Consider the following 26,446-nt stretch of genomic DNA (forward strand, 5'->3'; position numbering starts at 1 on the left):
ATCTGAACGATGGCTAAGCAGATCAAGGGCATCCTGGGCGAGAAGCTCGGCATGACGCAGGTGTGGGACGAGAACAACCGTGTTGTTCCGGTCACCGTCGTCAAGGCCAGCCCCAATGTCGTGACCCAGGTCCGTACGAACGATGTCGACGGTTACGAGTCCGTCCAGATCGCGTTCGGCGAGATCGACCCGCGCAAGGTGAACAAGCCCCTCAAGGGCCACTTCGCCAAGGCCGACGTCACTCCCCGCCGCCACCTCGTCGAGATCCGTACCGCTGACGCCAGCGAGTACACCCTCGGCCAGGAGATCACCGCTGAGGTGTTCGAGGCCGGCATCAAGGTCGACGTGACCGGCAAGAGCAAGGGCAAGGGCTTCGCCGGTGTCATGAAGCGTCACAACTTCAAGGGCCTCGGCGCCGGTCACGGCACCCAGCGCAAGCACCGCTCTCCCGGTTCCATCGGTGGCTGCGCCACCCCGGGCCGCGTGTTCAAGGGCCTCCGCATGGCGGGTCGTATGGGCAACGAGCGGGTCACCACCCAGAACCTGACCGTTCACGCCGTTGACGCGGAGAAGGGCCTGCTCCTCATCAAGGGCGCGGTTCCTGGTCCGAACGGCGGCCTCGTCCTGGTCCGCACCGCGGCCAAGGGGGCCTGAGGACTATGAGCACCATTGACATTCTGTCGCCCTCCGGCGACACCGCCGGGACCGTTGAGCTCCCGGCCGAGATCTTCGACGTAGAGAAGATCAGCATTCCGCTGCTTCACCAGGTCGTCGTCGCGCAGCTGGCCGCCGCCCGTCAGGGCACGCACAAGGTCAAGCGTCGTGGCGAGGTCCGCGGTGGCGGCAAGAAGCCCTACCGCCAGAAGGGCACCGGCCGCGCCCGCCAGGGTTCGACCCGTGCGCCGCAGTTCGCCGGCGGTGGTGTCGTCCACGGCCCCACGCCGCGTGACTACTCGCAGCGGACCCCGAAGAAGATGAAGGCCGCGGCTCTGCGCCACGCCCTCACCGACCGGGCCCGCAACAACCGCATCCACGTCGTCTCCGGCGTCATCGAGGGCGAGTCGCCTTCGACGAAGGCCGCGAAGACGCTCTTCGGCAAGATCAGCGAGCGCAAGAACCTGCTGCTCGTCATCGACCGTGCCGACGAGGCCGCGTGGCTGTCCGCTCGCAACCTGCCCCAGGTCCACATCCTGGAGCCGGGCCAGCTGAACACGTACGACGTTCTCGTCTCGGACGACGTGGTCTTCACCCAGGCCGCTTTCGAGTCCTTCGTGTCTGGCCCCAAGGCCGCTGACACCGAAGGGAGCGAAGCCTGATGGCTACGCGTCACCCGAGCATCGCCTCGAAGGCCGCCAAGGCAGCCAAGGCCGCGCGCGTCGCCAAGGCGCGTCGCCACGAGACCGAGGGCAAGAACACCGTCGTCACTCCGGCGAGCAAGGCCTTCACGGACCCCCGTGACGTCCTGCTGAAGCCGGTCGTGTCCGAGAAGAGCTACGCGCTTCTCGACGAGGGCAAGTACACGTTCATCGTGGCCCCCGGCGCCAACAAGACCCAGATCAAGCAGGCCGTCCAGGCGGTCTTCTCGGTCAAGGTCACCGGCGTCAACACGATCAACCGCCAGGGCAAGCGCAAGCGGACCCGCACCGGCTTCGGCAAGCGTGCCGACAGCAAGCGCGCGATCGTGACCCTTGCCGAGGGCGACCGTATCGACATCTTCGGCGGTCCGACCGCGTAAGCGGGTCGGATCGTCCGATATCGGACGAGGACTGAGAAATGGGAATCCGCAAGTACAAGCCGACTACGCCGGGCCGTCGTGGCTCCAGCGTCGCCGACTTCGTCGAGGTCACGCGGTCCACGCCGGAGAAGTCGCTGGTCCGCCCGCTGCACAGCAAGGGCGGCCGTAACAACGCCGGTCGTGTGACCGTTCGCCACCAGGGTGGCGGACACAAGCGCGCCTACCGCGTGATCGACTTCCGTCGTCACGACAAGGACGGCGTGCCGGCGAAGGTCGCGCACATCGAGTACGACCCCAACCGCACCGCGCGCATCGCGCTGCTGCACTACGCGGACGGCGAGAAGCGCTACATCCTCGCCCCGCGCAACCTGCAGCAGGGTGACCGCGTCGAGAACGGTCCCGGGGCCGACATCAAGCCGGGCAACAACCTGGCGCTCCGCAACATCCCGGTCGGTACCACGATCCACGCGATCGAGATCCGTCCGGGTGGCGGCGCCAAGTTCGCCCGCTCCGCCGGTGCCTCCGTGCAGCTGCTGGCGAAGGAGGGCACGATGGCCCACCTTCGTATGCCGTCCGGTGAGATCCGCCTGGTCGACCAGCGCTGCCGCGCCACGGTCGGCGAGGTCGGCAACGCCGAGCAGAGCAACATCAACTGGGGTAAGGCCGGCCGCAAGCGCTGGTTGGGCGTCCGCCCGACCGTTCGCGGTGTGGCGATGAACCCGGTTGACCACCCCCACGGTGGTGGTGAGGGCAAGACCTCCGGTGGTCGCCACCCGGTCAGCCCCTGGGGTCAGAAGGAGGGTCGTACTCGTTCGCCGAAGAAGGCTTCGAACAAGTACATCGTCCGCCGCCGCAAGACGAACAAGAAGCGCTAGGAGCGGGTTTAGATGCCGCGCAGTCTCAAGAAGGGGCCCTTCGTCGACGACCACCTGATCAAGAAGGTGGACGCCCAGAACGAAGCCGGTTCCAAGAACGTCATCAAGACCTGGTCCCGTCGCTCCATGATCGTGCCGGCCATGCTCGGCCACACGCTCGCGGTGCACAACGGCAAGACCCACATCCCGGTGTTCGTCACCGAGTCGATGGTCGGCCACAAGCTCGGCGAGTTCTCGCCGACGCGCACCTTCCGGGGTCACGTCAAGGACGACCGGAAGTCGAAGCGCCGCTAAACGCGGATCGCATTCAGACACGTAAGTAACTGAGAGGGACAACCATGGAAGCCAGGGCCCAGGCGCGGTACATCCGCGTTACGCCCATGAAGGCCCGCCGCGTGGTGGACCTTATCCGTGGCATGGACGCCACGGAGGCTCAGGCGGTCCTGCGATTCGCTCCGCAGGCCGCCTCCGTGCCCGTCGGCAAGGTGCTCGACAGCGCCATCGCCAACGCCGCACACAACTACGACCACACCGACGCCGGCAGCCTCGTCATCTCCGAGGCGTACGTCGACGAGGGCCCGACCCTGAAGCGGTTCCGTCCGCGCGCCCAGGGCCGTGCCTACCGGATCCGCAAGCGGACCAGCCACATCACCGTGGTCGTCAGCAGCAAGGAAGGAACCCGGTAATGGGCCAGAAGGTTAACCCGCATGGGTTCCGGCTCGGCATTACCACGGACTTCAAGTCCCGTTGGTACGCCGACAAGCTGTACAAGGACTACGTCAAGGAAGACGTCGCCATCCGTCGGATGATGACGTCCGGCATGGAGCGCGCCGGTATCTCCAAGGTGGAGATCGAGCGCACCCGTGACCGTGTGCGTGTGGACATCCACACCGCGCGTCCGGGCATCGTCATCGGCCGCCGTGGCGCCGAGGCCGACCGCATCCGCGGTGACCTCGAGAAGCTCACGGGCAAGCAGGTCCAGCTGAACATCCTCGAGGTCAAGAACCCCGAGACGGACGCTCAGCTGGTTGCTCAGGCCGTCGCCGAGCAGCTCTCCTCCCGCGTCTCCTTCCGCCGCGCCATGCGTAAGAGCATGCAGTCGGCGATGAAGGCCGGCGCCAAGGGCATCAAGATCCAGTGCGGTGGCCGCCTCGGCGGCGCCGAGATGTCCCGCTCGGAGTTCTACCGCGAGGGCCGCGTGCCCCTGCACACGCTCCGCGCGAACGTGGACTACGGCTTCTTCGAGGCCAAGACGACCTTCGGCCGCATCGGTGTGAAGGTCTGGATCTACAAGGGCGATGTCAAGAACATCGCCGAGGTCCGCGCCGAGAACGCTGCCGCCCGTGCGGGTAACCGCCCGGCTCGCGGTGGCGGCGCCGACCGCCCGGCCCGTGGTGGCCGTGGCGGTGGCGAGCGGCGCGGTCGCAAGCCGCAGCAGGCTGCCGGCGCCGAGGCCCCCAAGGCTGAGGCTCCCGCTGCCGCCGCTCCGGCTGAGAGCACCGGAACGGAGGCCTGACCAAAATGCTGATCCCCCGTAGGGTCAAGCACCGCAAGCAGCACCACCCGAAGCGCCGTGGTCAGGCCAAGGGCGGTACGACGGTCGCGTTCGGCGAGTACGGCATTCAGGCCCTCACGCCGGCGTACGTGACCAACCGCCAGATCGAGGCGGCCCGTATCGCGATGACCCGCCACATCAAGCGTGGTGGCAAGGTCTGGATCAACATCTACCCGGACCGCCCGCTCACGAAGAAGCCTGCCGAGACCCGCATGGGTTCCGGTAAGGGTTCGCCGGAGTGGTGGATCGCGAACGTGCACCCGGGCCGGGTCATGTTCGAGCTGTCTTACCCCAACGAGAAGATCGCCCGTGAGGCCCTTACTCGCGCAGCCCACAAGCTGCCGATGAAGTGCCGGATCGTCAAGCGCGAGGCAGGTGAAGCGTGATGTCGGCCGGTACCAAGGCGTCCGAGCTGCGCGAACTGGGTGACGAGGAGCTTCTCAACAAGCTCCGCGAAGCCAAGGAAGAGCTGTTCAACCTCCGCTTCCAGGCGGCGACGGGTCAGCTCGAGAACCACGGTCGGCTCAAGGCCGTCCGTAAGGACATCGCGCGGATCTACACCCTGATGCGTGAGCGCGAGCTGGGCATCGAGACGGTGGAGAGCGCCTGATGAGTGAGAGCAACGTGACTGAGCAGACTGCAGAGGCCCGCGGCTTCCGCAAGACCCGTGAGGGTCTCGTCGTCAGCGACAAGATGGACAAGACCGTCGTCGTCGCCGTCGAGGACCGCGTCAAGCACGCGCTGTACGGCAAGGTCATCCGCCGTACCAACAAGCTCAAGGCGCACGACGAGCAGAACGCTGCCGGCGTCGGCGACCGGGTCCTCCTCGCGGAGACCCGCCCGCTGTCGGCGACCAAGCGCTGGCGCGTCGTCGAGATCCTCGAGAAGGCCAAGTAATTCCTGCGGGCAAACCCGCAGGACAGTTCCGCCAGGCTCCGCAGGGGCCCTCGTACTGAGGCCCCTGCGGGGAACCGGCAGACAAACAGGAGATAGACGTGATCCAGCAGGAGTCGCGACTGCGTGTCGCCGACAACACTGGTGCGAAGGAGATCCTTTGCATCCGTGTGCTCGGTGGCTCCGGTCGCCGCTACGCGGGCATCGGTGACGTCATCGTCGCCACCGTCAAGGACGCGATCCCCGGTGGCAACGTGAAGAAGGGTGACGTCGTCAAGGCGGTCATCGTTCGCACCGTCAAGGAGCGCCGCCGTCCGGACGGCTCGTACATCCGCTTCGACGAGAACGCCGCCGTCATTCTGAAGAACGACGGCGACCCTCGCGGTACCCGCATCTTCGGCCCGGTCGGGCGCGAGCTGCGCGAGAAGAAGTTCATGAAGATCATCTCGCTGGCTCCGGAGGTGCTGTAAGCATGAAGATCAAGAAGGGCGACCTGGTCCAGGTCATCACCGGTAAGGACAAGGGCAAGCAGGGCAAGGTCATCGCGGCCTTCCCCCGTGAGGACCGTGTCCTGGTCGAGGGTGTCAACCGGGTCAAGAAGCACACCAAGGCCGGCCCGACCGCTCGCGGTTCGCAGGCCGGTGGCATCGTCACGACCGAGGCGCCGATCCACGTCTCCAACGTCCAGCTGGTCGTTGAGAAGGACGGCAACAAGGTTGTCACGCGTGTCGGTTACCGCTTCGACGACGAGGGCAACAAGATCCGCGTTGCCAAGCGGACGGGTGAGGACATCTGATGGCTACCACCACGACTCCGCGTCTCAAGACGAAGTACCGCGAGGAGATCGCGGGCAAGCTGCGTGACGAGTTCAAGTACGAGAACGTCATGCAGATCCCCGGCCTCGTCAAGATCGTGGTCAACATGGGTGTGGGCGACGCCGCCCGCGACTCCAAGCTGATCGAGGGCGCCATCCGCGACCTCACCACGATCACCGGTCAGAAGCCGGCCGTCACCAAGGCCCGCAAGTCCATCGCGCAGTTCAAGCTGCGTGAGGGCCAGCCGATCGGTGCCCACGTCACACTCCGTGGCGACCGCATGTGGGAGTTCCTGGACCGCACCCTGTCGCTCGCGCTGCCGCGCATCCGCGACTTCCGTGGTCTGTCCCCCAAGCAGTTCGACGGCCGTGGCAACTACACCTTCGGTCTCACCGAGCAGGTCATGTTCCACGAGATCGACCAGGACAAGATCGACCGTACCCGGGGCATGGACATCACCGTGGTGACCACGGCGACCAACGACGCTGAGGGCCGTGCGCTCCTTCGTCACCTCGGCTTCCCCTTCAAGGAGGCGTGAGCGAGATGGCGAAGAAGGCTCTGATTGCCAAGGCTGCTCGCAAGCCCAAGTTCGGTGTTCGCGGCTACACGCGCTGCCAGCGCTGCGGCCGTCCGCACTCCGTGTACCGCAAGTTCGGCCTGTGCCGCGTCTGCCTTCGTGAGATGGCTCACCGTGGCGAGCTGCCGGGCGTGACCAAGAGCTCCTGGTAATCCCCCTTTTAGGGATTCCCGAAGCTCTCGGTAAGCAATGGGCGTGTCAGGCGCCCACCCTTTCATGGCTTAGGCTTGGAGGGTTGGGCGCCTGACGCCCGTACGACTTACTACGCCGTAGGTCCACCGCACCGCACCCGCCTCGTCTCGGATCGAGGAGAGGGATGGGCACCTGGAAACCCCGGCGAGAGAGGCCGAAGGCCAATTCATGACCATGACTGATCCGATCGCAGACATGCTTACGCGTCTGCGGAACGCGAACTCGGCATACCACGACTCCGTGACGATGCCGGCGTCCAAGATCAAGTCTCACATCGCGGAGATCCTCCAGCAGGAGGGCTTCATCACGGGCTGGAAGGTCGAGGACGCCGAGGTCGGCAAGAACCTCGTTCTCGAGCTGAAGTTCGGCCCGAACCGTGAGCGCTCCATCGCGGGCATCAAGCGGATCTCCAAGCCCGGTCTCCGGGTTTACGCGAAGTCCACCTCCCTGCCGAAGGTGCTGGGCGGCCTCGGCGTGGCGATCATCTCCACGTCGCACGGGCTCCTCACCGACAAGCAGGCCGGCAAGAAGGGCGTGGGTGGGGAAGTCCTCGCCTACGTCTGGTAGCGGAAGGGAACGGAGGAAACAGCTATGTCGCGTATTGGCAAGCTCCCCATCACGGTTCCCGCCGGCGTGGACGTCACCATCGACGGCCGTACGGTTTCGGTGAAGGGTCCCAAGGGATCCCTGAGCCACACCGTTGCCGCGCCGATCGACATCGCCAAGGGTGAGGACGGCGTTCTGAACGTCACCCGCCCCAACGACGAGCGTCAGAACAAGGCCCTGCACGGCCTGTCCCGCACGCTGGTGGCGAACATGATCACCGGCGTGACCCAGGGTTACGTGAAGAAGCTCGAGATCAGCGGTGTCGGTTACCGCGTTGCGGCCAAGGGATCGAACCTCGAGTTCGCGCTCGGCTACAGCCACTCGATCACCGTCGAGGCCCCCGAGGGGATCACCTTCAAGGTGGAGAACCCGACCCATTTCTCGGTCGAGGGCATCGACAAGCAGAAGGTTGGCGAGGTTGCGGCCAACATCCGCAAGCTGCGCAAGCCCGACCCGTACAAGGCCAAGGGTGTCAAGTACGAGGGCGAAGTCATCCGCCGCAAGGTCGGAAAGGCGGGTAAGTAAGCCATGGCATACGGACAGAAGATCCTCAAGGGCGACGCTTACAAGCGTGCCGCGATCAAGCGTCGCCACATCCGGATCCGTAAGCACATCTCGGGTACGGCTGAGCGTCCGCGCCTGGTCGTGACGCGCTCCAACCGCCACATCGTGGCCCAGGTCATCGACGACATCAAGGGTCACACCCTGGCGTCGGCGTCGACCCTGGACACCACGATCCGCGGCGGCGAGGGCGACAAGTCCGCGCAGGCCAAGTCGGTCGGCGCCCTGGTTGCCGAGCGCGCCAAGGCCGCCGGTGTCGAGGCTGTCGTATTCGACCGTGGTGGCAACCAGTACGCCGGGCGCATCGCCGCCCTGGCGGACGCCGCCCGCGAAGCCGGGCTCAAGTTCTGAGCCGCTTCCGTAGCTAGCGGAAAGAGAGAGGTAATCCAATGGCTGGACCCCAGCGCCGTGGAAGCGGTGCCGGTGGCGGCGAGCGGCGGGACCGGAAGGGCCGTGACGGCGGCGCTGCTGCCGCCGAGAAGACCGCGTACGTTGAGCGCGTTGTCGCGATCAACCGCGTCGCCAAGGTTGTGAAGGGTGGTCGTCGCTTCAGCTTCACTGCGCTCGTCGTAGTGGGCGACGGTGACGGCACCGTGGGTGTCGGCTACGGCAAGGCCAAGGAGGTGCCGGCCGCCATCGCCAAGGGTGTTGAGGAGGCCAAGAAGCACTTCTTCAAGGTCCCCCGTATCCAGGGCACCATCCCGCACCCGATCACGGGTGAGAAGGCGGCGGGCGTCGTCCTGCTCAAGCCGGCGTCCCCCGGTACCGGCGTTATCGCCGGTGGCCCGGTGCGTGCCGTGCTCGAGTGCGCCGGCGTTCACGACATCCTGTCGAAGTCGCTCGGCTCGTCGAACGCGATCAACATCGTGCACGCGACCGTGGCGGCCCTGAAGGGTCTGCAGCGTCCCGAGGAGATCGCGGCCCGCCGTGGTCTGCCCCTCGAGGACGTCGCTCCCGCGGCTCTGCTGCGTGCGCGTGCCGGGGCTGGTGCTGCGTAATGGCTCAGCTCAAGATCACGCAGACGAAGTCGTACATCGGCAGCAAGCAGAACCACCGTGACACCCTGCGCTCCCTTGGTCTCAAGGGCATCAACACGCAGGTCGTCAAGGAGGATCGTCCCGAGTTCCGCGGCATGGTGCACACCGTCCGCCACCTCGTGACGGTCGAGGAGGTCGACTGATCATGGCGGAGAACAACCCGCTCAAGATCCACAACCTCCGTCCCGCCCCGGGCGCCAAGACCGCCAAGACCCGTGTGGGTCGTGGTGAGGCGTCGAAGGGTAAGACGGCTGGTCGTGGTACCAAGGGTACGAAGGCCCGCTACCAGGTTCCGGAGCGCTTCGAGGGTGGCCAGATGCCCCTCCACATGCGTCTTCCGAAGCTGAAGGGCTTCAAGAACCCGTTCAAGACCGAGTACCAGGTCGTGAACCTCGACAAGCTGGGCGCGCTGTACCCGGAGGGTGGCGAGGTCACCGTCGAGGGGCTCGTCGCCAAGGGTGCCGTTCGCAAGAACAGCCTCGTCAAGGTCCTCGGCCAGGGCGAGATCTCCGTGGCGCTGCAGGTGACGGTCGACGCCGTCTCCGGCTCCGCCAAGGAGAAGATCACCGCCGCCGGTGGCACGGTCACCGAGCTCGTCTGAGATCCGCAGGCGTCTCGATGACGTAAGCAGCCCCGACCGGGGATACCTCACAACGAGGTATCCCCGGTCGGTCGTTCCACCGCAGGCCTTGTCGCCGGTAAGGTGGCCTGCACTGCTTTCCCACATATTCGTCGAACCTCAAGACCGTCACCCTTCGCAGTAGCGCGGGGGTCGCAGGAGGCACCGTGCTCACCGCGTTCGCCCGGGCGTTCAGGACGCCCGACCTGCGCAAGAAGCTGCTCTTCACGCTCGCCATCATCGTGGTGTACCGGGTGGGTACCCACATTCCGATCCCTGGCGTCAACTACACGGCAGTCCAGCAGTGTGTGACCGAGGCCTCCGGCAACCAGGGCCTCTTCGGTCTGGTCAACATGTTCAGCGGTGGCGCGCTGCTGCAGATCACGATCTTCGCGCTCGGCATCATGCCGTACATCACGGCGAGCATCATTCTGCAGCTGCTGACCGTGGTGATCCCACGCCTGGAAGCCCTCAAGAAGGAGGGCCAGGCCGGTACGGCGAAGATCACGCAGTACACTCGTTACCTCACCGTGGCGCTCGCCATCCTGCAGGGCACCGGCCTCGTGGCCACCGCTCGCAGCGGCGCTCTCTTCTCCGGCTGCACCGTCGCGTCGAGCATCGTCCCGGACCGCGCGATCTTCACCACGATCGTCATGGTCATCACGATGACCGCCGGTACGGCCGTCGTCATGTGGCTCGGTGAGCTCATCACCGACCGCGGCATCGGCAACGGCATGTCGATCCTGATGTTCATCTCGATCGCCGCCACCTTCCCGTCCGCCCTGTGGGCCATCAAGAAGCAGGGCACCCTGGCCGACGGCTGGATCGAGTTCGGCACCGTCATCGCGGTCGGCCTGGTCATGGTCGGCCTGGTGGTCTTTGTCGAGCAGGCCCAGCGCCGTATCCCGGTGCAGTACGCGAAGCGCATGATCGGCCGTCGTTCCTACGGCGGTACGTCGACGTACATCCCGCTGAAGGTCAACCAGGCCGGTGTGATCCCCGTCATCTTCGCGTCGTCGCTGCTGTACATCCCGGCGCTGGTGGCGCAGTTCTCGAGTGGTACGTCGAGCTGGAAGACCTGGATCGAGGCCAACCTCACCAAGGGCGACCACCCGATTTACATCAGCATGTACTTCTTGCTCATCGTTTTCTTCGCGTTCTTCTATGTGGCGATCTCCTTCAACCCCGAGGAAGTCGCCGACAACATGAAGAAGTATGGTGGCTTCATCCCGGGCATCCGGGCTGGCCGACCGACCGCTGAGTACCTCTCGTACGTGCTCAACCGGATCACCTGGCCGGGGTCGCTGTATCTGGGTCTGATCGCTCTTGTACCGACAATGGCGTTGGTCGGCTTCAACGCAAGCGGGAACTTCCCCTTCGGCGGGACAAGCATCCTGATCATCGTGGGTGTGGGTCTCGAGACGGTGAAGCAGATCGAGAGCCAGCTCCAGCAGCGCAATTACGAAGGGTTCCTCCGCTGATGCGTATCGTCCTCGTCGGGCCGCCGGGCGCCGGTAAGGGAACGCAGGCCGCGTTCCTCGCCCAGAACCTGTCGATCCCGCACATCTCCACGGGCGACCTGTTCCGCGCCAACATCAGCCGGCAGACGGACCTCGGCAAACTCGCGAAGTCCTACATGGACGCGGGCAACCTGGTTCCGGACGAGGTCACCATCGGGATGGCCAAGGACCGCATGGAGCAGCCCGACGCCGAGAACGGCTTCCTGCTGGACGGCTTCCCGCGGAACGTCTCGCAGGCCGAGTCGCTCGACGAGATGCTGCAGCACGAGGGCATGAAGCTGGACGCGGTGCTGGACCTCGAGGTACCCGAGGAGGAGGTCGTCAAGCGCATCGCCGGCCGCCGCATCTGCCGCCACGACTCGGCGCATGTCTTCCACGTCTCGTACAAGGCACCGAAGCAGGACGGCGTCTGTGACGTCTGCGGCGGCGAGCTGTACCAGCGTGACGACGACTCCGAGGAGACGGTCCGCAAGCGCCTGGAGGTCTACCACACCCAGACCGAGCCGATCATCGACTACTACAAGGCCCAGGGCCTGGTGGTCACGATCTCGGCGCTCGGGAAGGTGGAGGACGTCACCGGCCGCGCCATGGAGGCGCTCCAGCACGAGGGCGACGCCGCGTAGCGGTTTTTGCGAGTACGACAGCCGCGGTTCCCTTCCGAGGGGGCCGCGGCTGCTGTGTGGGTGCACGTATCGTTGAAGGCGCCCGTCCCCTGCCAGGTTTCCCCGGTTTCAGAAAGGCCACCGCCGCATGGTGCAGATCAAGACCCCCGAGCAGATCGCCAAGATGCGCGAGGCGGGACTGGTCGTCGCCGCCATCCACGCGGCGACCCGAGAGGCCGCGGTGCCCGGGGCCACGACCAAGGATCTCGACCAGGTCGCGCGCAAGGTGCTCGCGGAGCACGACGCGAAGCCGAACTTCCTGGGGTACGGCGGTTTCCCGGCGACGATCTGCACCTCCGTGAACGAGGTCGTCGTCCACGGCATCCCGTCCGACGAGGTCGTCCTCAAGGACGGCGACATCATCTCCATCGACTGCGGCGCGATCATCGACGGCTGGCACGGCGACGCGGCCTACACGGCCTTCGTGGGCTCGGGGCACGCCCCGGAGCTGATCGAACTCTCCCGGGTGACCGAGGAGTCGATGTGGGCCGGCATCGCGGCGATGAAGCTGGGCAACCGGCTCGTGGACGTCTCCCGGGCCATCGAGACGTACATCCGCCGCCAGCCCAAGCCCGGCGGCGGCCGCTACGGCATCATCGAGGACTACGGCGGCCACGGCATCGGCACCGAGATGCACATGGACCCGCACCTCCTCAACTACGTCGACCGCCGCCGCGGCAAGGGCCCCAAGCTGGTCCCCGGCTTTTGCCTCGCCATCGAGCCGATGGTCTCCCTGGGCACGCCGAAGACGGAGGTCCTGTCGGACGACTGGACGGTCATCACGACGGACGGCACGTGGTCGTCCCACTGGGAGCACTCGGTGGCGCTGACGGACGAGGGGCCGCTGGTTCTCACGGCTCCCGACGGGGGCAGGGCGAAGCTGGCGGAGCACGGGGTCACGGCCGCTCCCGACCCGCTCGCTTAACGATCTATGTTCCCGGGCATCCTTCCTCGATTCGTGTTTCGGAGTGGCCTGACGTAGACTGACTCGTCGGCTCTCGTGCACTCGCATGTCCGCATGCGCCCCTCAGGGGAAAGGCAGGGGAGTCGATCAAGGTAGTCGATTCGAAGGGCGAAGCGTGGCCAAGAAGCAAGGTGCCATCGAGATCGAGGGCACTGTCGTCGAGTCTCTTCCGAACGCCATGTTCAAGGTCGAGCTCCAGAACGGCCACCAGGTCCTGGCTCACATCAGTGGAAAGATGCGTATGCACTACATCCGTATCCTCCCTGACGACCGGGTCGTGGTGGAGCTGTCTCCGTACGACCTGACGCGTGGCCGGATCGTCTACCGGTACAAGTAGATCTTGCCCGCATCCCGCTGCGGCGGGGTGGTGGCACTGACCCGGAGAACCTCAATCCCATGAAGGTCAAGCCGAGCGTCAAGAAGATCTGCGACAAGTGCAGGGTGATCCGCCGTCACGGTCGGGTCATGGTCATTTGCGAGAACCCGCGCCACAAGCAGCGCCAGGGCTGACGCACGACCGACCCTCTGCTCTCGCAGAGTTTCACGCGACGCAAGTTGAACAGTTCATACGCAGAGCCCAGACGTGCTTCGTCTGACACCCCCGGTTCGGAGGCCGGGGACCCAGTTCGTACCTGGTACGGCGGCTGGGAGCCGGTTCTGTGGAAGACCTCCGAAGATCACCAGGAGCCATTGAATGGCACGCGTTTCCGGTGTTGACATCCCGCGCGAAAAGCGCGTGGAGGTCGCCCTGACCTACGTGTTCGGTATCGGCCGCACTCTGTCCCAGCTGACGCTGGCCGAGACCGGCATCGACCCGAACACTCGCGTTCGCGACCTCTCCGAGGAGCAGCTCGTCGCGATTCGTGAGTACGTCGACAACAACATCAAGACCGAGGGTGACCTCCGTCGCGAGATCCAGGGCGACATCCGCCGTAAGATCGAGATCGGCTGCTACCAGGGTATTCGCCACCGTCGTGGCCTGCCCGTCCGCGGTCAGCGCACCAGCACGAACGCTCGTACCCGCAAGGGCCCGCGTCGCGCCATCGCCGGCAAGAAGAAGCCGGGCAAGAAGTAGTCCTCAGCGGACAACGCTTCATCAGCGGTCTTCGCTGTAGGACCGACCACCTCCCCGTAGGAGAAGTAGATGCCCCCCAAGGGTCGTCAGGGCGCTGCCAAGAAGGTGCGCCGCAAGGAAAAGAAGAACGTCGCTCACGGCCACGCGCACATCAAGAGCACGTTCAACAACACGATCGTCTCGATCACGGACCCCTCGGGCAACGTGATCTCCTGGGCCTCCGCCGGCCACGTCGGCTTCAAGGGCTCGCGCAAGTCCACCCCCTTCGCCGCGCAGATGGCCGCCGAGTCGGCCGCCCGCCGCGCGCAGGAGCACGGCATGCGCAAGGTGGACGTGTTCGTCAAGGGTCCCGGCTCCGGCCGTGAGACCGCGATCCGCTCCCTCCAGGCCACCGGCCTCGAGGTCGGCTCGATCCAGGACGTCACGCCCACTCCGCACAACGGCTGCCGTCCGCCGAAGCGTCGTCGCGTCTGACGCACTGGCTCAGGGCGGCTCGGCTGTCCGCTGGGGGTGTGGGGGTCGTCCCCCACATGGTGCAGTACGGCTGCCGTCCGCCCAAGCGCCGCCGCGTCTGAGGCCAGGTTGTCTTGAGGTTGCGGGCGGTACGGCTCTTCGGGGCGGTGCCGCCCGTACCCTTGCAGTACCCCGCGCTTTCGCCGGTGCGGGTCCGTCGGGCGTCAAATAGCGGGCGTCCACGAAAGAAGGATCTGATCCACACATGCTGATCGCTCAGCGTCCGTCACTGACCGAAGAGGTCGTCGACGAATTCCGCTCCCGGTTCGTGATCGAGCCGCTGGAGCCGGGCTTCGGCTACACCCTCGGCAACTCCCTCCGTCGCACCCTCCTCTCGTCGATCCCCGGCGCTGCTGTCACCAGCATCCGCATCGACGGCGTTCTGCACGAGTTCACCACCGTGCCGGGCGTCAAGGAGGACGTCACCGACCTGATCCTCAACATCAAGCAGCTGGTCGTCTCCTCGGAGCACGACGAGCCGGTCGTGATGTACCTGCGCAAGCAGGGCCCGGGTCTGGTCACCGCCGCCGACATCGCGCCCCCGGCCGGTGTCGAGGTGCACAACCCCGACCTCGTCCTCGCCACGCTCAACGGCAAGGGCAAGCTGGAGATGGAGCTCACGGTCGAGCGCGGCCGCGGTTACGTCTCCGCCGTGCAGAACAAGCAGGTGGGCCAGGAGATCGGCCGTATCCCGGTCGACTCCATCTACAGCCCCGTGCTGAAGGTCACGTACAAGGTCGAGGCGACCCGTGTCGAGCAGCGCACCGACTTCGACAAGCTGATCGTCGACGTCGAGACCAAGCAGGCCATGCGTCCGCGTGACGCCATGGCGTCGGCCGGTAAGACCCTGGTCGAGCTGTTCGGTCTGGCCCGCGAGCTCAACATCGACGCCGAGGGCATCGACATGGGCCCGTCCCCCACGGACGCCGCCCTTGCCGCTGATCTCGCCCTGCCGATCGAGGAGCTCGAGCTCACCGTTCGGTCGTACAACTGCCTCAAGCGTGAGGGCATCCACTCCGTGGGTGAGCTCGTCGCCCGCTCCGAGGCCGACCTCCTGGACATCCGCAACTTCGGTGCGAAGTCCATCGACGAGGTCAAGGCGAAGCTGGCCGGCATGGGCCTGGCCCTCAAGGACAGCCCGCCCGGATTCGACCCGACCGCCGCCGCCGACGCCTTCGGCGCCGACGACGACGCGGACGCGGGTTTCGTGGAGACCGAGCAGTACTGATCGGTTGTTGCCGGTGAGCATCCGCTCGCCGGGTTCCTGACCCCGGTACCTGATACGGCCGGGGCAGATACCAAGGAGAAAGACATGCCGAAGCCCACCAAGGGTGCCCGTCTGGGCGGCAGCGCCGCGCACGAGAAGCTGCTCCTCGCGAACCTCGCGAAGAGCCTCTTCGAGCACGGCCGTATCACCACCACCGAGGCGAAGGCGCGCAAGCTGCGTCCGTACGCCGAGCGTCTGATCACCAAGGGCAAGAAGGGCGACCTTCACAACCGCCGTCAGGTGCTCCAGGTGATCACGGACAAGAGCGTCGTCCACACGCTCTTCACCGAGATCGGCCCGCGCTACGAGAACCGCCCCGGTGGCTACACCCGCATCACCAAGATCGGTAACCGCCGTGGCGACAACGCGCCCATGGCTGTCATCGAGCTGGTCGAGGCGCTGACGGTCGCGCAGGCTGCGACTGGTGAGGCCGAGGCCGCCACCAAGCGTGCCGCCAAGGACGCCGAGGCTGCTCCGGCTGCCGAGGAGACCAAGGTCGACACGACCAAGGCCGACGAGGCTGAGGACGCCGCCGAGGCTCCGGCCGAGGAGTCGAAGGACGCCTGACGCTTCCGCGTTGTGACGGGCCTGCCCCTTTCGGGGCGGGCCCGTTTGCGTTGTGCGGGGTGAGAGAGGGCAACCTCACAGCTGGCTCATAGGTCATGCATACGCGTCGCCTATCCGGGGGCGCGCCAGATGTCTGACTTACGGGGGTCCCATGACGTCTCTCGCCGCTGTGCGGCGCACCATCTCCGCCTTCGCGCTGGCCGCGCTGGCCGCTACGGCGCTCGCCGTTCCGGCCGCCGCCCAGGAGGAACCACTGCCGGTGTCCGTCGTCGGACCCGACAGCGTGAACCTCTCGCTGCAGCCGGAGTCCGGCGAACCCGGTGAGCCGGGCGAGCCGCAGATCGAACTCGGACTCCGGGCGCCCGGCGAGCCGGTACCGGACGAGAACGGAGTCATCCATCCGATCCACCAGGGCGACTACACGGTCACCGTGGACGCGAGCTCCCTGGCCGGTGTCGCTGCTGTCGACTTCTCCCGCCTCGGAGGGTGGCGGGGCTGCTCCGTCGACGGGCTGGTCGCGACCTGCAGTGACTACGAGATCTACGCCGGACAGGACTACAACGACCTCGGTGGCATCCGTCTCGACGCGACCGACGAGAGCGCCGCGGGCGACTTCGGCACCATCTCCGTCACCGCCGCGGGCGAGGGCCTGGCCTTCACCGGGCACACGGTGGACGTGCTGGTCGGCGGCCCCGAGCTGCGGATGAAGCAGCTGGGCGAGCCGGAGGGCTTCCGGGCCGGCGACACCTTCCAGGCACCGCTGAGCTTCCGCAACCAGGGCGGTCTGGGTGGCAAGGGCGTCGTGCTGCGGGTCTCCGGCACCCGGGGCCTCTCCTTCCCCAGCACCTTCGGCAACTGCTGGTACGACCCACGTGACCCCGACGATCTGCGCGGGTGGTCCACGGCGCTGTGTGTCTTCGACAGCGAGTTCGCCGCAGGGGCGGCGTACGGGCTGAGTGCCCCCTTCCCGATCGGGACGGCCGCCTTCGCGCTCTACGACTCGATGTCCTACACCTTCAGCGCGGTGCCCGCCGACCGGGTGGCGGACCTGCTGGCCGAGGGCGACTACCAGCCGGGTACCGGGCCGGAGCTGGGGCTGGTGCGGCTGCCGGACGCCGATCCGGCGGGCTACACGCAGTACGCGGAGATGGACTTCCCGACGAAGAACACCTTCGACCTCGACCTGACCGGTGAGCGGCTGCGGGCCCGCAAGGGGCAGACGGTGTCGGTGGACGTCGGTTTCGCCAACCACGGTCCCGCCTGGCTGGCCCTGCTCCGCTCCGGCGGCGAGCCGATCTCCTTCTGGGTGGACCTTCCTCCGGGGACCACGGCCACCACGGCTCCCGGGGCCTGCCGGCCCGCCGACTGGGAGGGCGCCGAGGGCGACTACCTCTGCTCCATCGACACACCGATCCTGGAGGACGCCTCCCGCACCTTCACCTTCGGTCTCCGCGTCGACGAGGTGATCAGGAACGCCACCGGCCGGGCGTTCTTCGCGTACACGATGCCGAACGAGGGCAATCCGGCGAACGACGCCGGCGAGATCGTGCTGAACCCCAGGGGCTGGCACTGATCGTCCTGCACGTCCGGCACAGCGGGTCCGCCCCTCGGGGCGGGCCCGTCTCGCGTTCCTGAGAGGATCCAGGGGTGAGCGACGAAGTACAGCCCGGTTACGTCCGTGTCCGCCTCGACCTCTCCTACGACGGAACCGAGTTCTCCGGATGGGCCAAGCAGGCCAGGGGACGGCGGACCGTGCAGGGGGAGATCGAGGATGCGCTGCGGACGGTGACGCGGTCGAAGGACGTGACGTACGAACTGACCGTGGCCGGGCGGACGGACGCCGGGGTGCATGCGCGAGGGCAGGTGGCGCATGTGGATCTGCCCGAGGGGCTGTGGGAGGAGCATCGGGAGAAGCTGCTGAAGCGGCTGGCGGGGCGGTTGCCGAAGGATGTGCGGGTGTGGAGGCTCACCGAGGCGCCGGCGGGGTTCAATGCGCGCTTCGCCGCTCTGTGGCGGCGGTACATCTACCGGGTGGGGGACCGGCCCGGTGGTGTGGATCCGCTGCTGCGCAACCATGTGCTGTGGCACGACTGGGAGTTGGACGTCGCGGTCATGGACGCCGCCGCCAAGTCCCTCGTCGGGGAGCACGACTTCGCGGCGTACGCGAAGAGGCGTGAGGGAGCGACGACGATCCGCGAGATCCTCGACTTCGGGGTGCGGCGGCGGGCGGACGGGGTCGTCGAGATCGAGGTCCGGGCCGATGCCTTCTGCCACAACCAGGTGCGGTCGATGGTGGGTGCCCTGTTGTTCGTGGGGGACGGGCACCGGGGAGTGGAGTGGCCCCGCAAGGTCCTCGACGCGCGGGTGCGGGACAGTGCGGTGCATGTCGTACGGCCGCACGGGCTGACGTTGGAGGAGGTCGCGTACCCGGCGGACGGTCAGCTGGCCGAGAGGCAGCTTCAGGCCCGCCGGGTACGCGGCGCGGTGCACGGGGTCAGTCGGCCAGGGCCTCTTCCAGAGTCGGCTTGATGAAGGGCTCCAGGGTCTTCGAGTAGCTCGACGTGATGTGGCTCGAGTCGAAGTAGACGACCTGGTCGCCGATCACGCTCGGGCAGACGTCCTTCGTGCAGAACGCGGGCACCGTGTCGAGGATCGAGGCGCCGTACTCCTCGGCCACCTCCCGCTCCATGGTCCGGAAGCCGGTGTACTCGAGTGCCTCGTACTGCTTCCTGTTGCAGGAGGAGATGTCGTCGACGTGGGTGGCGAGACAGTCGGGCACGTTCTGGCCAGGCTGGGGCGTGTCCGTCATGTAGACAAGTTCGGCGCCGGTCGCCTTGAGGACCTTGAACGTGGCTTCGGCGCCCTTCCTCGTCGCCTCGCGGCGCGTCCGGTCGGCGACGACGATGACATCGGGCTTGAGCTGCCCGAGTTCCTTGAAGACTGATTCCCGCCAGCTGTCGCACTCGGTGTACTCGCGGTTCAGCTCGTCGTTGATGACGCGGTACTCCTGGGGCGAGCAGCCGCCCTTCGCCATGGTCACAACCCTGACCCCGAGACTCTTCCCGATCTCGTGGAAGGCATCGTTCCATTGCCAGGCGTGGGAGTCGCCCATGAGGACGATCGTCTTCTTCCCTTCCGGGTCGCCGATGACGCAGAAGTCCCGCATCTTGAACTCCGCGACTTCGGTGTTGTCGATACATCCGTGCCTGGCGTAGTTGTCCGCGGTCTTGGGCAGGGCCCCCTGCACCGTTGCGGAGAGCTTCGTCCGGAGTGCTGCCGCCTCGACCGAGGTCTCGTCGGTGTATCCGACGGCGACAGCGGTGGAGGTGGATGTCGCCAGGTTCAGCGGGACGGTCATGGCCAGGGCCATGGCACCAGCCGCGCATGCGGTGGCCACACCGCCGGCCAGGATGCCCTTCCAGGGGCGTGCCACGAGCTGCACGTTGTTCCTGAACCGGCGTTCGACGGCGTAGTGCATGGCGACGGCCAGGAGGAACGAGGCGACGGCGACGCGGAACCGGTCCGAGTACGTGACCTCCCACGACACCAGGTACGGCCAGAGGATCAGCAGGGGCCAGTGCCAGAGGTACCAGCCGTAACTGACGTTTCCGATGAAGTTGAAGACCGGATTGTCCAGGAGCCGTTCCGCACCGAGACGAGGCGCGGCACAGCCGCCGGCGATGATCATGCCGGCGCCCAGCACCGGTCCGGCCACCGCGTACCCGGGCAGCGGAGTCTCGGCCGAGATCAGGAGCGCGGTGACGAGGGTGGTGCCGAGTCCCAGCCAGGAGAGCACCGCGGCGAAACCGGTGTTCATCCGGGAGAGAAGCGGTCCGCTGACGGCGAGAAGTACGCCGACGGTGATCTCCCAGATGCGTGTGTGGGTGCTGAAATAGGCGAGGGGCTGGTTCTCGGAGGTCTGCGTGTAGCCCAGATAGGACGACCCGCCGATCACAGCCATGAGGAACAGCACCACCAGCAAGCGGTTGCGGAAGACGAGGCGGCTGAGCCAGGCCGTGACGACGAGTGCGATCGGGGCGATGACGTAGAACTGCTCCTCGATGCCCAACGACCAGAAGTGCTGGTACGGGGACTGGCTGCCGTCATCGGCGAAGTAGTCCGTGCCGGTCTCGACGAGGCGCCAGTTCATGACGCTCAGCGAGGAGGCCAGACCGTCCTCCACGTACCCGCGGAATCGGAGAGGACTGGCGTACAGCCAGGCCAGGACGGCTGTGCCGATGATGGTGACGGCCATCGCCGGCGCAAGCCGCCGGAACCGGCGCGCCCAGAACTTGGTCAGAGAGACCTTGCCGGTCTTGTCGATCTCGGCAAAGAGCTGGCCGCCGATGAGGAAGCCGCTCAGCACGAAGCTGACGTCCACGCCGCCGTGGATGTCCAGGATGCCGCAGTGCATGCTGACGACCATCATGATGGCCACGGCACGCAGGCCCTGGATATCCGGCCGGTACTTACGAAGACGCTCTGTCGGCGCGGCCGGTGCGAGACGGCGGGTGTGGGTGTCGGTTGTCAAGGAACTCTCCGGTCGAGCACGCTGGCAGGCAGACGACTTCAGTGGACCGTCGGGCAGGCGGCAGCCGTACCGCTGACGCGTACCCCTTGGGCGGGAATGCGGATGCCGCACGACAGCCGCAGCTGGGCGGGCAGTTCGTTGTCCGCGCCGATGTGTGCGTGGCATCCCACGACCACTTCACGCAGGAGCGAGGCCCTGCCGATCGAGGAGTCGTGGTCCACCACCGACTCATGGATCCGGGCGTCCTCGGCCACGACGACACCGGCTCCGATGATGGAGCGGTCGACGACCACGTGCGGGCCGATCACGGCGTGCGGGCCGATGGTCGAGCCGCCCGTGACGCGGGAGGTCGGGTCGACGACAGCGGTGGGGTGGATCAGGGCCTCGGACGGCGGACCCACCAGGGACGAGGTCGCGCGGCCGGTGACCAGGTCGGCGGAGCCGTGGACGAAGGCGAGCGGGGTGCCGAGGTCACGCCAGTACTCCTCGGTCGTGTGGCCGTACACCCGGCGTCCCGCGGCGACGAGCTGCGGGAACGTCTCCTGCTCGACCGAGACCTCGCGGTCGGCCGGTATGGCGTCGAGGACCGAGCGGCGGAAGACGTAGCAGCCGGCGTTGATCTGGTCGGTGACGCACTCCTCCGGCGTCTTCGGCTTCTCGAGGAAGGAGAGCACCCGGCCGGACCCGTCGGTGGGGACCAGACCGAAGGCGCGTGGGTCGGGGACGCGGGTGAGGTGCAGGGTCACGTCCGCGGCCCGCTCCTCATGGCGCTCCAGGAGGGTGGGCAGATCGACGCCGGAGAGGATGTCGCCGTTGAGAATCAGCACCGGCGCGTCCGGCGAGGTGCCGTGCAGGAGACGGGCCGCGTTGCGGATCGCCCCGCCGGTGCCGAGCGGCACCTCCTCGACGGCGTAGGAGATCACCAGGTCCTGGGAGAAGTCCTTGAACTCCTCCTCGAAGAGGCTGGCGAGGTACGAGGTCGCGAAGACCACGTGCCCGACGCCCGCGTCCATCAGCTTGGCGATCTGGTGCCGGATGAAGGAGGAGCCCGCGACGCCGAGCAACGGCTTCGGGGTGTGGTTGGTCAGGGGGCGCAGGCGGGTTCCCTTGCCGCCCACCAGAATGATGGCTTCCTGCATGACTGCCTCCGCTCGTCAGCTTGCGGTGTCGGTCCCGGGTCCTGCGTAGTCAGAGGTGAAACAGGACTTGATCGCCTTTTCGGAGAGAGGGCGTCCGGCGAAGTCGAGCCGGGAGGCAACCTTGTCGTCGGGCTTGGTGTTGGGGTCGTCGTCGAACCAGAGCGACCACCAGTAGATGCCCTGCATCTTCCGGTCCTGGACGACCTCGCAGACCGCCTTGTACCAGTTGGCCTGCACCTTCGGGTTGAGGGCACGGCGGGCGTAGAAGTCACCCGGCGCGTGGTAGGCGCCCTTCATGGCACCGATGCCGGTCTCGGAGACGAGGATGTTCGGGAGCGGGCCGGTGGCCTTCTTGTCCAGCCAGGTGTTCCAGCCCTCGACCAGGTCGGAGACCGGGGCCGTGTCCGGCACCTTGACCGGGAAGTAGGCGTCGACGCCCAGGTGGTTGACCGGCATGTCGATGCGGCCGGTGACGTAGTTGTCCCAGTTCGCGTCGTAGGAGACCTCGCCCGGGAAGGTCTTCTCGGCGGAGGCGACCAGGGTGTCCCAGCCGGGGTCGCCCTCCAGCGAGTTGAGCTCGGTGCCGATCACGAAGGTGTTCGTCTTCGTCGCCTCGGCAGCCTTGAGGTACGGCTTGAGGAGCTTCGTGTACGAGGCGAACCAGGCCGAGCGTGAGGCGGGCTCGATGTTGCCGCGCCAGCCGTTGTTCTGCTTCAGGTTGCCCTCGTCCAGGATCGGGCGGAGCGTGGTGCGGAACCCGGCGTCCTTGAAGACCTTCAGCACCTGTTCGAGGCGCTCGGGGGACGGGGTCTTGGGCCCGGCCGACAGTTCGTCGGATGTGCGGCCCCCGATGAAGTAGGGGAATGAGAGCGACACCGAGTTCGCGCCCAGCCCGATGAGGTACTTCGCATGCTTGCGGGCCTGGTTCTCGATGAACGTGTCGGATCGTTTCTTCGTCTCCTCCTCCCAGTAGAGCTGAACGCCCCACTGCGGCATGCCCTTCTTCCAGGGCTTGGCGACCTGGAGGGCGTTGGTGGAGGAAGACGGGGAGGAAGAGGAGGAAGGGGAATCGGACGGAGAAGATTCCGACTTCTTCCCGGACGGGGTGGCAGAGGTCTCCGAGCCACCGATGACGACCTTGGGCAGGGCCGAACCCGCCTCCCAGCGAACCGGGTGGTTGCCGAGGACGAACGGGGCGCCCAGCACGAGGCTGAGAACGGTCACAGGGAAGATCGCGAGCAGGGGCAGTCGTGAGCGCATGAGTCAGCTGTCTTCCGGGCGGTCAGGCGGGCTTGGCGATCACGACGAACTTGTTCTCCTCGCGCCGGATGAATCTCAGGAAGCCCTTGAAGCCACCGACACCCTCCAGCACCGAGAAGACGGGGATGCACACGACCACCACGATCGGCTCCCACCACTTGCGCCGGCCGCTGAGCGACGCGAGCGCGTTCAGTCGCAGACCCTCCCAGTAGGTCCAGATGACGTAGGCGAAGTTGAAGGCCCACAGGATGGTGATGGACTGGGTCACCGGCGAGGTGTTCATGTCGTTGAAGAGCCAGCCGATGAGCAGCACGGCACCGATGTGCTGGAGCGGGCCGAGGATCCAGGTGGTCACGCAGATCGACAGGAACCAGCGGTAGCGCCAGGGCACGGCCTTGTTGAAGCAGAGGGCCACCAGACCCCAGGCCCACCGGTCGCGCTGCTTGATGAAGTCGGACGCGGTGGCGGGGGAGGCGCCGTAGCAGCGCCCGTTGAACCAGTCGCTCCTGCCCGGGTACTTGCGGCAGAACGTCAGGGCGAGACGGGCGTCCTCGACGATCTCCTTGGGGCCGAAGTCCCAGCCGATGGTCGCCTCGATGGACGCGCGCAGTACCAGCAGCTCGCCGTGCACGCCGGCGGCCGGGGTGCCCATGCCGGTCAGGGCGCGGAAGCGGGCGATGTCGTCGGCGGGGCGCACCGCGTCGGCGAGCCACGTGAACATGTTGACCGCGTTCTCGCGGGGGTAGGTGAGGATCCCCTGGGCCATGTGCTTGGCCTCGTCGGGGTGGGCGCGGCGCTGGCGATTGATGAACTGGGCGAGCGAGGACGCCGTGTCGGGCCCGACACCGGTGTCGTCGTCCATGTGCAGCACCCAGACGTAGTCGAGGGCCTCGCCCTCCTCGATGCGCAGCTCGTGGGCGTAGTGGTTGGCGCGGGCCTTGAAGCGGGTGCCGTTGGCCGGGACGTAGTCCTTGGGCACGGTGATCACCCGGATCAGCGGGTGCGAGTCGGCCAGCCGGTCGATGTCCGCCGCGGCCTCGCAGCCCTCCTCGGTGAGAATGTCGACGCGCAGGTACGGGAACCACTCGGGCAGGTGCTCGACGTACGAGAGGATCGAGCGCTCCAGCGCCGGGTAGGTGTCGTTCCGCCCGATGGTCGGGCAGAGGACGATCAGGAAATCCTCCTCGGCCGGTGCCGGAGGGATCATCCGGTCGCTCCTGCGGACCCGGCGGCGGATCAGCAGAGCACCCTGGATGCCGACCAGGACGCCGACCACCGGAAGCGTCCAGACGACGGAAAGTGCCCAGCTCAGCACGGACGAACTGGGGCGGTAGCTCCACAGTCCGAAGACGACCAACAGGATGAAGGGCAGCAGGAAGGGGAGGATTCCCGGCTTCCACGCCGCGGTGCGTTTCGCGAGTTTCTGATTGTGCCGCGAATGCGGCACACCCCCGTCGACAACTGTCGATGCCATGGCGACTGCGGAACTCCCGTGAGATCGGCGGCGCGTTGAGGCACGACGGATCTGTGTCACGGCCTTTTGACACACCGTGACGAATGGTGTGGTTCCGAGTCCATCCCCCTCAACGCCTTCTTTGGCGCTTTCGGACAGTCGCGCTCAGATGCCCCCCCAGGCGCCCGAAGACTGACCGAACAGAACACAGATCCTTACACATATGCGTGAAACTGGAAACGCTTGTGAGAAGGATGTGTTCAAAAGTTAACCAAGTGACGTCTTGTGTGGTGATTTCCGCTCAAGATCGTTGATCTACACGTGGTGTCCGCCGGTTATCACCCTCGGTGACCCATACGTGTGTTTAACGTCGGCCGCGGTGTTCTTCCTGCGCGGTTCCGAGATGTTGTCGTACGTCAGCGCCTGGCCCCACACCGTCCACAGCACCCATGGTGTCCGGGTCAGTGTCTTCGGCTGGGCCGCGTTGAGCGGCACGTGGAAGGACTCGGCGACGATGCGCGGCCTGCGGTATCCCTCCAGACCGCGGTACCAGACCTCGGTCCAGGCGCCCTCGCCGAAGGGCTCGGCCGGGGTGTCGCTGTAGTCGTCGACTCCGACGACGTCGACGTAATCGCCGCCCGGGTAGTACGGCTGGGGGTCGCGGCCGTAGGGGCCGTTCCAGGAGTTGGGCGACCAGACGAAGATCAGGTTGTGCAGACCACGACGGTTCACGAGGTGGTCGTACGTCAGCCGCCACAGCTTGTGGAACGCGGCCGGGTCCTGCCCCGCCCACCAGAAACCGTGGCCCGGCGCGGTGTTCATCTCGTGGTACGGCCGCAGCAGCACCGGCACCCCGCGGTCGGCGAGGTAGCCGAGGTGGTCCGCGAGGAAGGCCAGGTCCCGCAGCAGGGCCCGGTGTTCGGTGGTGCCCTCGGTGACCACCCGGCCGAACCAGCCGCGGTCCTTCGCGCCGGGGGAGTTCCGGTGCAGGGTCTGCGCGTAGCCCTTGACCGGGCTGCCGGGGTAGGGCTGGTGGAAGGAGAAGCCGACCATGCCCGCGGGTGCGCCCCCGTTGTGCGGGAGGGAGACCTCGGTGCCGGTCGCGCACTCCGTGTGTGTGCCCGAGGGGCGGTACGAGCCGTCGGCCGCCCGGGGCAGCCCCGCCCACACCCCGACAGCGAGGTCCACGGCGTCCTCGACGTACCCCCAGTAGGGGCGGCAGGCCGGCCAGGCCTTGGAGTACGAGCGGGCCGTCCCCACCGCCCAGCCCGGTTGCCCGTAGCCGGGCCCGAGGTCCAACTCCACGAAGCCGGGCAGCTTCCCGGTGATGTCCCGGGCCTTGCGGTAGTAGTAGCCGGGCTGCTTGGGGCCCCGGAAATCGCCGTAGGCCTTGTTGTACCGCTCGTTGTGCAGCTCCACGTGCTGGCCGAGCACCGTGCGGGACGGGCGTCCCCGGCGCGCGTCGTTCTCCAGGCCTGCCAGCATCGCGTAGACCCGGCGGGCCGCGGGGGTCGCCTCGGGGTCCCGCTCGTGCAGGTCGGTGGGGACGAGCCGGGGCCCCTGCGCGCTGTGCTCGGACCAGGCCCACACTCCCAGCGGGGCCAGCAGCGCCGCCCCTGCCGCTGCCCCTATGACTCTGACCCGCCCTCGCATGTCCAAGGCGCTACGCCGGTTCCACGATGAGCCACGCGACGGTCGAGGTGTCACCGGCGACTCCCTTGACGCCGAAGGACGTGCCTGGTGCGCGGCCGGAGACGGGGGTTGCACCGGCCGGGGTGCGGGTGAGCGCCCCCGTTTCGGCGTCGGCCGGACGTATGGAGGAGGCCCCTGTGAATGTGCGCTTCGGGACGTGAGGGTGTCGGTCGCCGAGGCAGCCGTACGCCGGGTCCCGCAGGTTCGGCCGGTCCGCGGCGGTGGTGAGCAGGTGGCGTCTGGACGTGTGGTGCGCGGCCATGGACGGGTCCCCCCAAGGACTGCTGATCAGCGCGTGATCGGAAAGAGGGAGGCTCTCACACGGCCGCGGACCGTG

Annotated in this window: 37 protein-coding genes; 31 read left to right on the forward strand and 6 right to left on the reverse strand. The window is 66.9% G+C overall.

Going from position 1 to position 26,446, the window contains the following annotated elements; all coding sequences use genetic code 11:
* Positions 1-9 precede the first annotated feature (9 nt).
* The 31 genes from rplC to truA all read left to right on the forward strand — a co-directional run bounded on the left by rplC (position 10) and on the right by truA (position 18,563).
* Complete coding sequence (gene rplC, locus QF027_RS29250; RefSeq protein ID WP_306977562.1) at positions 10-654, forward strand: 50S ribosomal protein L3; 645 nt, start codon at positions 10-12, stop codon at positions 652-654.
* Between the two features lie 5 nt (positions 655-659).
* A complete protein-coding gene (gene rplD, locus QF027_RS29255) occupies positions 660-1,316 on the forward strand; it encodes a 50S ribosomal protein L4 (RefSeq protein ID WP_057607914.1) in 657 nt (218 codons plus the stop codon).
* On the forward strand, positions 1,316-1,735 hold the full coding sequence (rplW, locus tag QF027_RS29260) for a 50S ribosomal protein L23 (RefSeq protein WP_306977559.1): 420 nt from the start codon (positions 1,316-1,318) through the stop codon (positions 1,733-1,735). Before rplD ends, rplW begins: the two co-directional genes overlap by 1 nt.
* A gap of 38 nt (positions 1,736-1,773) precedes the next feature.
* The gene (gene rplB / locus QF027_RS29265; protein WP_030039757.1) at positions 1,774-2,610 is read left to right on the forward strand and encodes a 50S ribosomal protein L2; all 837 of its coding nucleotides are present in this window, start codon (positions 1,774-1,776) and stop codon (positions 2,608-2,610) included.
* A 12-nt stretch (positions 2,611-2,622) separates the two neighbouring features.
* The gene (gene rpsS / locus QF027_RS29270) at positions 2,623-2,904 is read left to right on the forward strand and encodes a 30S ribosomal protein S19 (RefSeq protein WP_057607913.1); all 282 of its coding nucleotides are present in this window, start codon (positions 2,623-2,625) and stop codon (positions 2,902-2,904) included.
* Between the two features lie 44 nt (positions 2,905-2,948).
* Complete coding sequence (gene rplV, locus QF027_RS29275) at positions 2,949-3,296, forward strand: 50S ribosomal protein L22 (RefSeq protein ID WP_006604878.1); 348 nt, start codon at positions 2,949-2,951, stop codon at positions 3,294-3,296.
* Positions 3,296-4,126 carry a 30S ribosomal protein S3 gene (rpsC, locus tag QF027_RS29280; protein WP_306977553.1) on the forward strand — a complete coding sequence of 277 codons (831 nt, stop codon included), beginning with the start codon at positions 3,296-3,298 and terminating at the stop codon, positions 4,124-4,126. Before rplV ends, rpsC begins: the two co-directional genes overlap by 1 nt.
* A 5-nt stretch (positions 4,127-4,131) precedes the next feature.
* Positions 4,132-4,551 carry a 50S ribosomal protein L16 gene (gene rplP / locus QF027_RS29285; RefSeq protein WP_004927269.1) on the forward strand — a complete coding sequence of 140 codons (420 nt, stop codon included), beginning with the start codon at positions 4,132-4,134 and terminating at the stop codon, positions 4,549-4,551.
* Positions 4,551-4,775 carry a 50S ribosomal protein L29 gene (rpmC, locus tag QF027_RS29290; protein WP_005481220.1) on the forward strand — a complete coding sequence of 75 codons (225 nt, stop codon included), beginning with the start codon at positions 4,551-4,553 and terminating at the stop codon, positions 4,773-4,775. The genes rplP and rpmC overlap by 1 nt, the downstream gene beginning before the upstream one ends.
* Complete coding sequence (rpsQ, locus tag QF027_RS29295; RefSeq protein ID WP_007384073.1) at positions 4,775-5,062, forward strand: 30S ribosomal protein S17; 288 nt, start codon at positions 4,775-4,777, stop codon at positions 5,060-5,062. Before rpmC ends, rpsQ begins: the two co-directional genes overlap by 1 nt.
* 98 nt (positions 5,063-5,160) lie before the next feature.
* Positions 5,161-5,529, forward strand: coding sequence for a 50S ribosomal protein L14 (rplN, locus tag QF027_RS29300; RefSeq protein ID WP_003998823.1), 369 nt, complete (start codon positions 5,161-5,163; stop codon positions 5,527-5,529).
* A gap of 2 nt (positions 5,530-5,531) precedes the next feature.
* Entirely contained in the window at positions 5,532-5,855 is a 324-nt protein-coding gene (gene rplX, locus QF027_RS29305; protein WP_003992365.1) for a 50S ribosomal protein L24, read from the forward strand.
* Positions 5,855-6,412 (forward strand): 50S ribosomal protein L5, encoded by a 558-nt coding sequence (gene rplE, locus QF027_RS29310; protein ID WP_020135807.1) that lies wholly within the window; start codon positions 5,855-5,857, stop codon positions 6,410-6,412. Before rplX ends, rplE begins: the two co-directional genes overlap by 1 nt.
* Positions 6,413-6,417: 5 nt before the next feature.
* Positions 6,418-6,603, forward strand: a complete 186-nt coding sequence (locus tag QF027_RS29315; protein ID WP_003948630.1) for a type Z 30S ribosomal protein S14 — start codon at positions 6,418-6,420, stop codon at positions 6,601-6,603.
* A gap of 208 nt (positions 6,604-6,811) precedes the next feature.
* A complete protein-coding gene (gene rpsH / locus QF027_RS29320; protein ID WP_013001411.1) occupies positions 6,812-7,210 on the forward strand; it encodes a 30S ribosomal protein S8 in 399 nt (132 codons plus the stop codon).
* Between the two features lie 24 nt (positions 7,211-7,234).
* Positions 7,235-7,774: a 50S ribosomal protein L6 gene (gene rplF / locus QF027_RS29325; RefSeq protein ID WP_306977549.1), complete on the forward strand. Its 540-nt coding sequence runs from the start codon at positions 7,235-7,237 to the stop codon at positions 7,772-7,774.
* Between the two features lie 3 nt (positions 7,775-7,777).
* Positions 7,778-8,161, forward strand: a complete 384-nt coding sequence (rplR, locus tag QF027_RS29330; protein ID WP_020132625.1) for a 50S ribosomal protein L18 — start codon at positions 7,778-7,780, stop codon at positions 8,159-8,161.
* Between the two features lie 38 nt (positions 8,162-8,199).
* Positions 8,200-8,808: a 30S ribosomal protein S5 gene (rpsE, locus tag QF027_RS29335; protein ID WP_005481208.1), complete on the forward strand. Its 609-nt coding sequence runs from the start codon at positions 8,200-8,202 to the stop codon at positions 8,806-8,808.
* Positions 8,808-8,990 carry a 50S ribosomal protein L30 gene (rpmD, locus tag QF027_RS29340; RefSeq protein ID WP_005481207.1) on the forward strand — a complete coding sequence of 61 codons (183 nt, stop codon included), beginning with the start codon at positions 8,808-8,810 and terminating at the stop codon, positions 8,988-8,990. The genes rpsE and rpmD overlap by 1 nt, the downstream gene beginning before the upstream one ends.
* A 2-nt stretch (positions 8,991-8,992) precedes the next feature.
* Positions 8,993-9,448 (forward strand): 50S ribosomal protein L15, encoded by a 456-nt coding sequence (gene rplO, locus QF027_RS29345; protein ID WP_030671797.1) that lies wholly within the window; start codon positions 8,993-8,995, stop codon positions 9,446-9,448.
* Positions 9,449-9,633: 185 nt separating this feature from the next.
* Positions 9,634-10,947, forward strand: coding sequence for a preprotein translocase subunit SecY (gene secY, locus QF027_RS29350; RefSeq protein WP_307078062.1), 1,314 nt, complete (start codon positions 9,634-9,636; stop codon positions 10,945-10,947).
* Positions 10,947-11,609, forward strand: a complete 663-nt coding sequence (locus tag QF027_RS29355; RefSeq protein WP_306977539.1) for an adenylate kinase — start codon at positions 10,947-10,949, stop codon at positions 11,607-11,609. Before secY ends, QF027_RS29355 begins: the two co-directional genes overlap by 1 nt.
* A gap of 127 nt (positions 11,610-11,736) precedes the next feature.
* Positions 11,737-12,573: a type I methionyl aminopeptidase gene (map, locus tag QF027_RS29360; RefSeq protein WP_307078064.1), complete on the forward strand. Its 837-nt coding sequence runs from the start codon at positions 11,737-11,739 to the stop codon at positions 12,571-12,573.
* A 154-nt stretch (positions 12,574-12,727) separates the two neighbouring features.
* Positions 12,728-12,949 (forward strand): translation initiation factor IF-1, encoded by a 222-nt coding sequence (infA, locus tag QF027_RS29365; RefSeq protein WP_003948620.1) that lies wholly within the window; start codon positions 12,728-12,730, stop codon positions 12,947-12,949.
* Positions 12,950-13,008: 59 nt separating this feature from the next.
* Positions 13,009-13,122: a 50S ribosomal protein L36 gene (gene rpmJ, locus QF027_RS29370; RefSeq protein ID WP_003998809.1), complete on the forward strand. Its 114-nt coding sequence runs from the start codon at positions 13,009-13,011 to the stop codon at positions 13,120-13,122.
* 184 nt (positions 13,123-13,306) lie between these two features.
* Entirely contained in the window at positions 13,307-13,687 is a 381-nt protein-coding gene (gene rpsM, locus QF027_RS29375) for a 30S ribosomal protein S13 (protein ID WP_306977535.1), read from the forward strand.
* 69 nt (positions 13,688-13,756) lie between these two features.
* Positions 13,757-14,161, forward strand: coding sequence for a 30S ribosomal protein S11 (gene rpsK / locus QF027_RS29380; RefSeq protein WP_003956432.1), 405 nt, complete (start codon positions 13,757-13,759; stop codon positions 14,159-14,161).
* Positions 14,162-14,405: 244 nt separating this feature from the next.
* Entirely contained in the window at positions 14,406-15,428 is a 1,023-nt protein-coding gene (locus QF027_RS29385) for a DNA-directed RNA polymerase subunit alpha (RefSeq protein ID WP_003966937.1), read from the forward strand.
* A gap of 84 nt (positions 15,429-15,512) precedes the next feature.
* A complete protein-coding gene (gene rplQ / locus QF027_RS29390; RefSeq protein ID WP_306977533.1) occupies positions 15,513-16,034 on the forward strand; it encodes a 50S ribosomal protein L17 in 522 nt (173 codons plus the stop codon).
* A 151-nt stretch (positions 16,035-16,185) separates the two neighbouring features.
* Entirely contained in the window at positions 16,186-17,607 is a 1,422-nt protein-coding gene (locus QF027_RS29395) for a hypothetical protein (protein WP_307078066.1), read from the forward strand.
* Positions 17,608-17,681: 74 nt separating this feature from the next.
* Positions 17,682-18,563: a tRNA pseudouridine(38-40) synthase TruA gene (gene truA / locus QF027_RS29400; RefSeq protein WP_306977528.1), complete on the forward strand. Its 882-nt coding sequence runs from the start codon at positions 17,682-17,684 to the stop codon at positions 18,561-18,563.
* Here the strand turns inward: truA and QF027_RS29405 are convergent.
* From QF027_RS29405 to QF027_RS29430, 6 genes are all read right to left on the reverse strand, one after another.
* Positions 18,529-20,565, reverse strand: coding sequence for an acyltransferase family protein (locus tag QF027_RS29405; protein WP_307078068.1), 2,037 nt, complete (start codon positions 20,563-20,565; stop codon positions 18,529-18,531). The two genes, truA and QF027_RS29405, sit on opposite strands and share 35 nt — an antisense overlap.
* Before the next feature lie 38 nt (positions 20,566-20,603).
* Positions 20,604-21,704 (reverse strand): nucleotidyltransferase family protein, encoded by a 1,101-nt coding sequence (locus QF027_RS29410; RefSeq protein ID WP_307078070.1) that lies wholly within the window; start codon positions 21,702-21,704, stop codon positions 20,604-20,606.
* Positions 21,705-21,719: 15 nt separating this feature from the next.
* Positions 21,720-22,964 (reverse strand): glycoside hydrolase family 113, encoded by a 1,245-nt coding sequence (locus tag QF027_RS29415; protein WP_306977521.1) that lies wholly within the window; start codon positions 22,962-22,964, stop codon positions 21,720-21,722.
* A 22-nt stretch (positions 22,965-22,986) separates the two neighbouring features.
* On the reverse strand, positions 22,987-24,438 hold the full coding sequence (locus QF027_RS29420; protein WP_306977519.1) for a glycosyltransferase family 2 protein: 1,452 nt from the start codon (positions 24,436-24,438) through the stop codon (positions 22,987-22,989).
* 294 nt (positions 24,439-24,732) lie between these two features.
* The gene (locus QF027_RS29425; protein WP_307078073.1) at positions 24,733-26,070 is read right to left on the reverse strand and encodes a glycosyl hydrolase; all 1,338 of its coding nucleotides are present in this window, start codon (positions 26,068-26,070) and stop codon (positions 24,733-24,735) included.
* A 10-nt stretch (positions 26,071-26,080) separates the two neighbouring features.
* Positions 26,081-26,371: a hypothetical protein gene (locus tag QF027_RS29430; protein WP_307078075.1), complete on the reverse strand. Its 291-nt coding sequence runs from the start codon at positions 26,369-26,371 to the stop codon at positions 26,081-26,083.
* Between the last annotated feature and the right edge of the window lie 75 nt (positions 26,372-26,446).

It is taken from the genome of Streptomyces canus, from assembly GCF_030816965.1.
Taxonomy (GTDB): domain Bacteria; phylum Actinomycetota; class Actinomycetes; order Streptomycetales; family Streptomycetaceae; genus Streptomyces; species Streptomyces canus_E.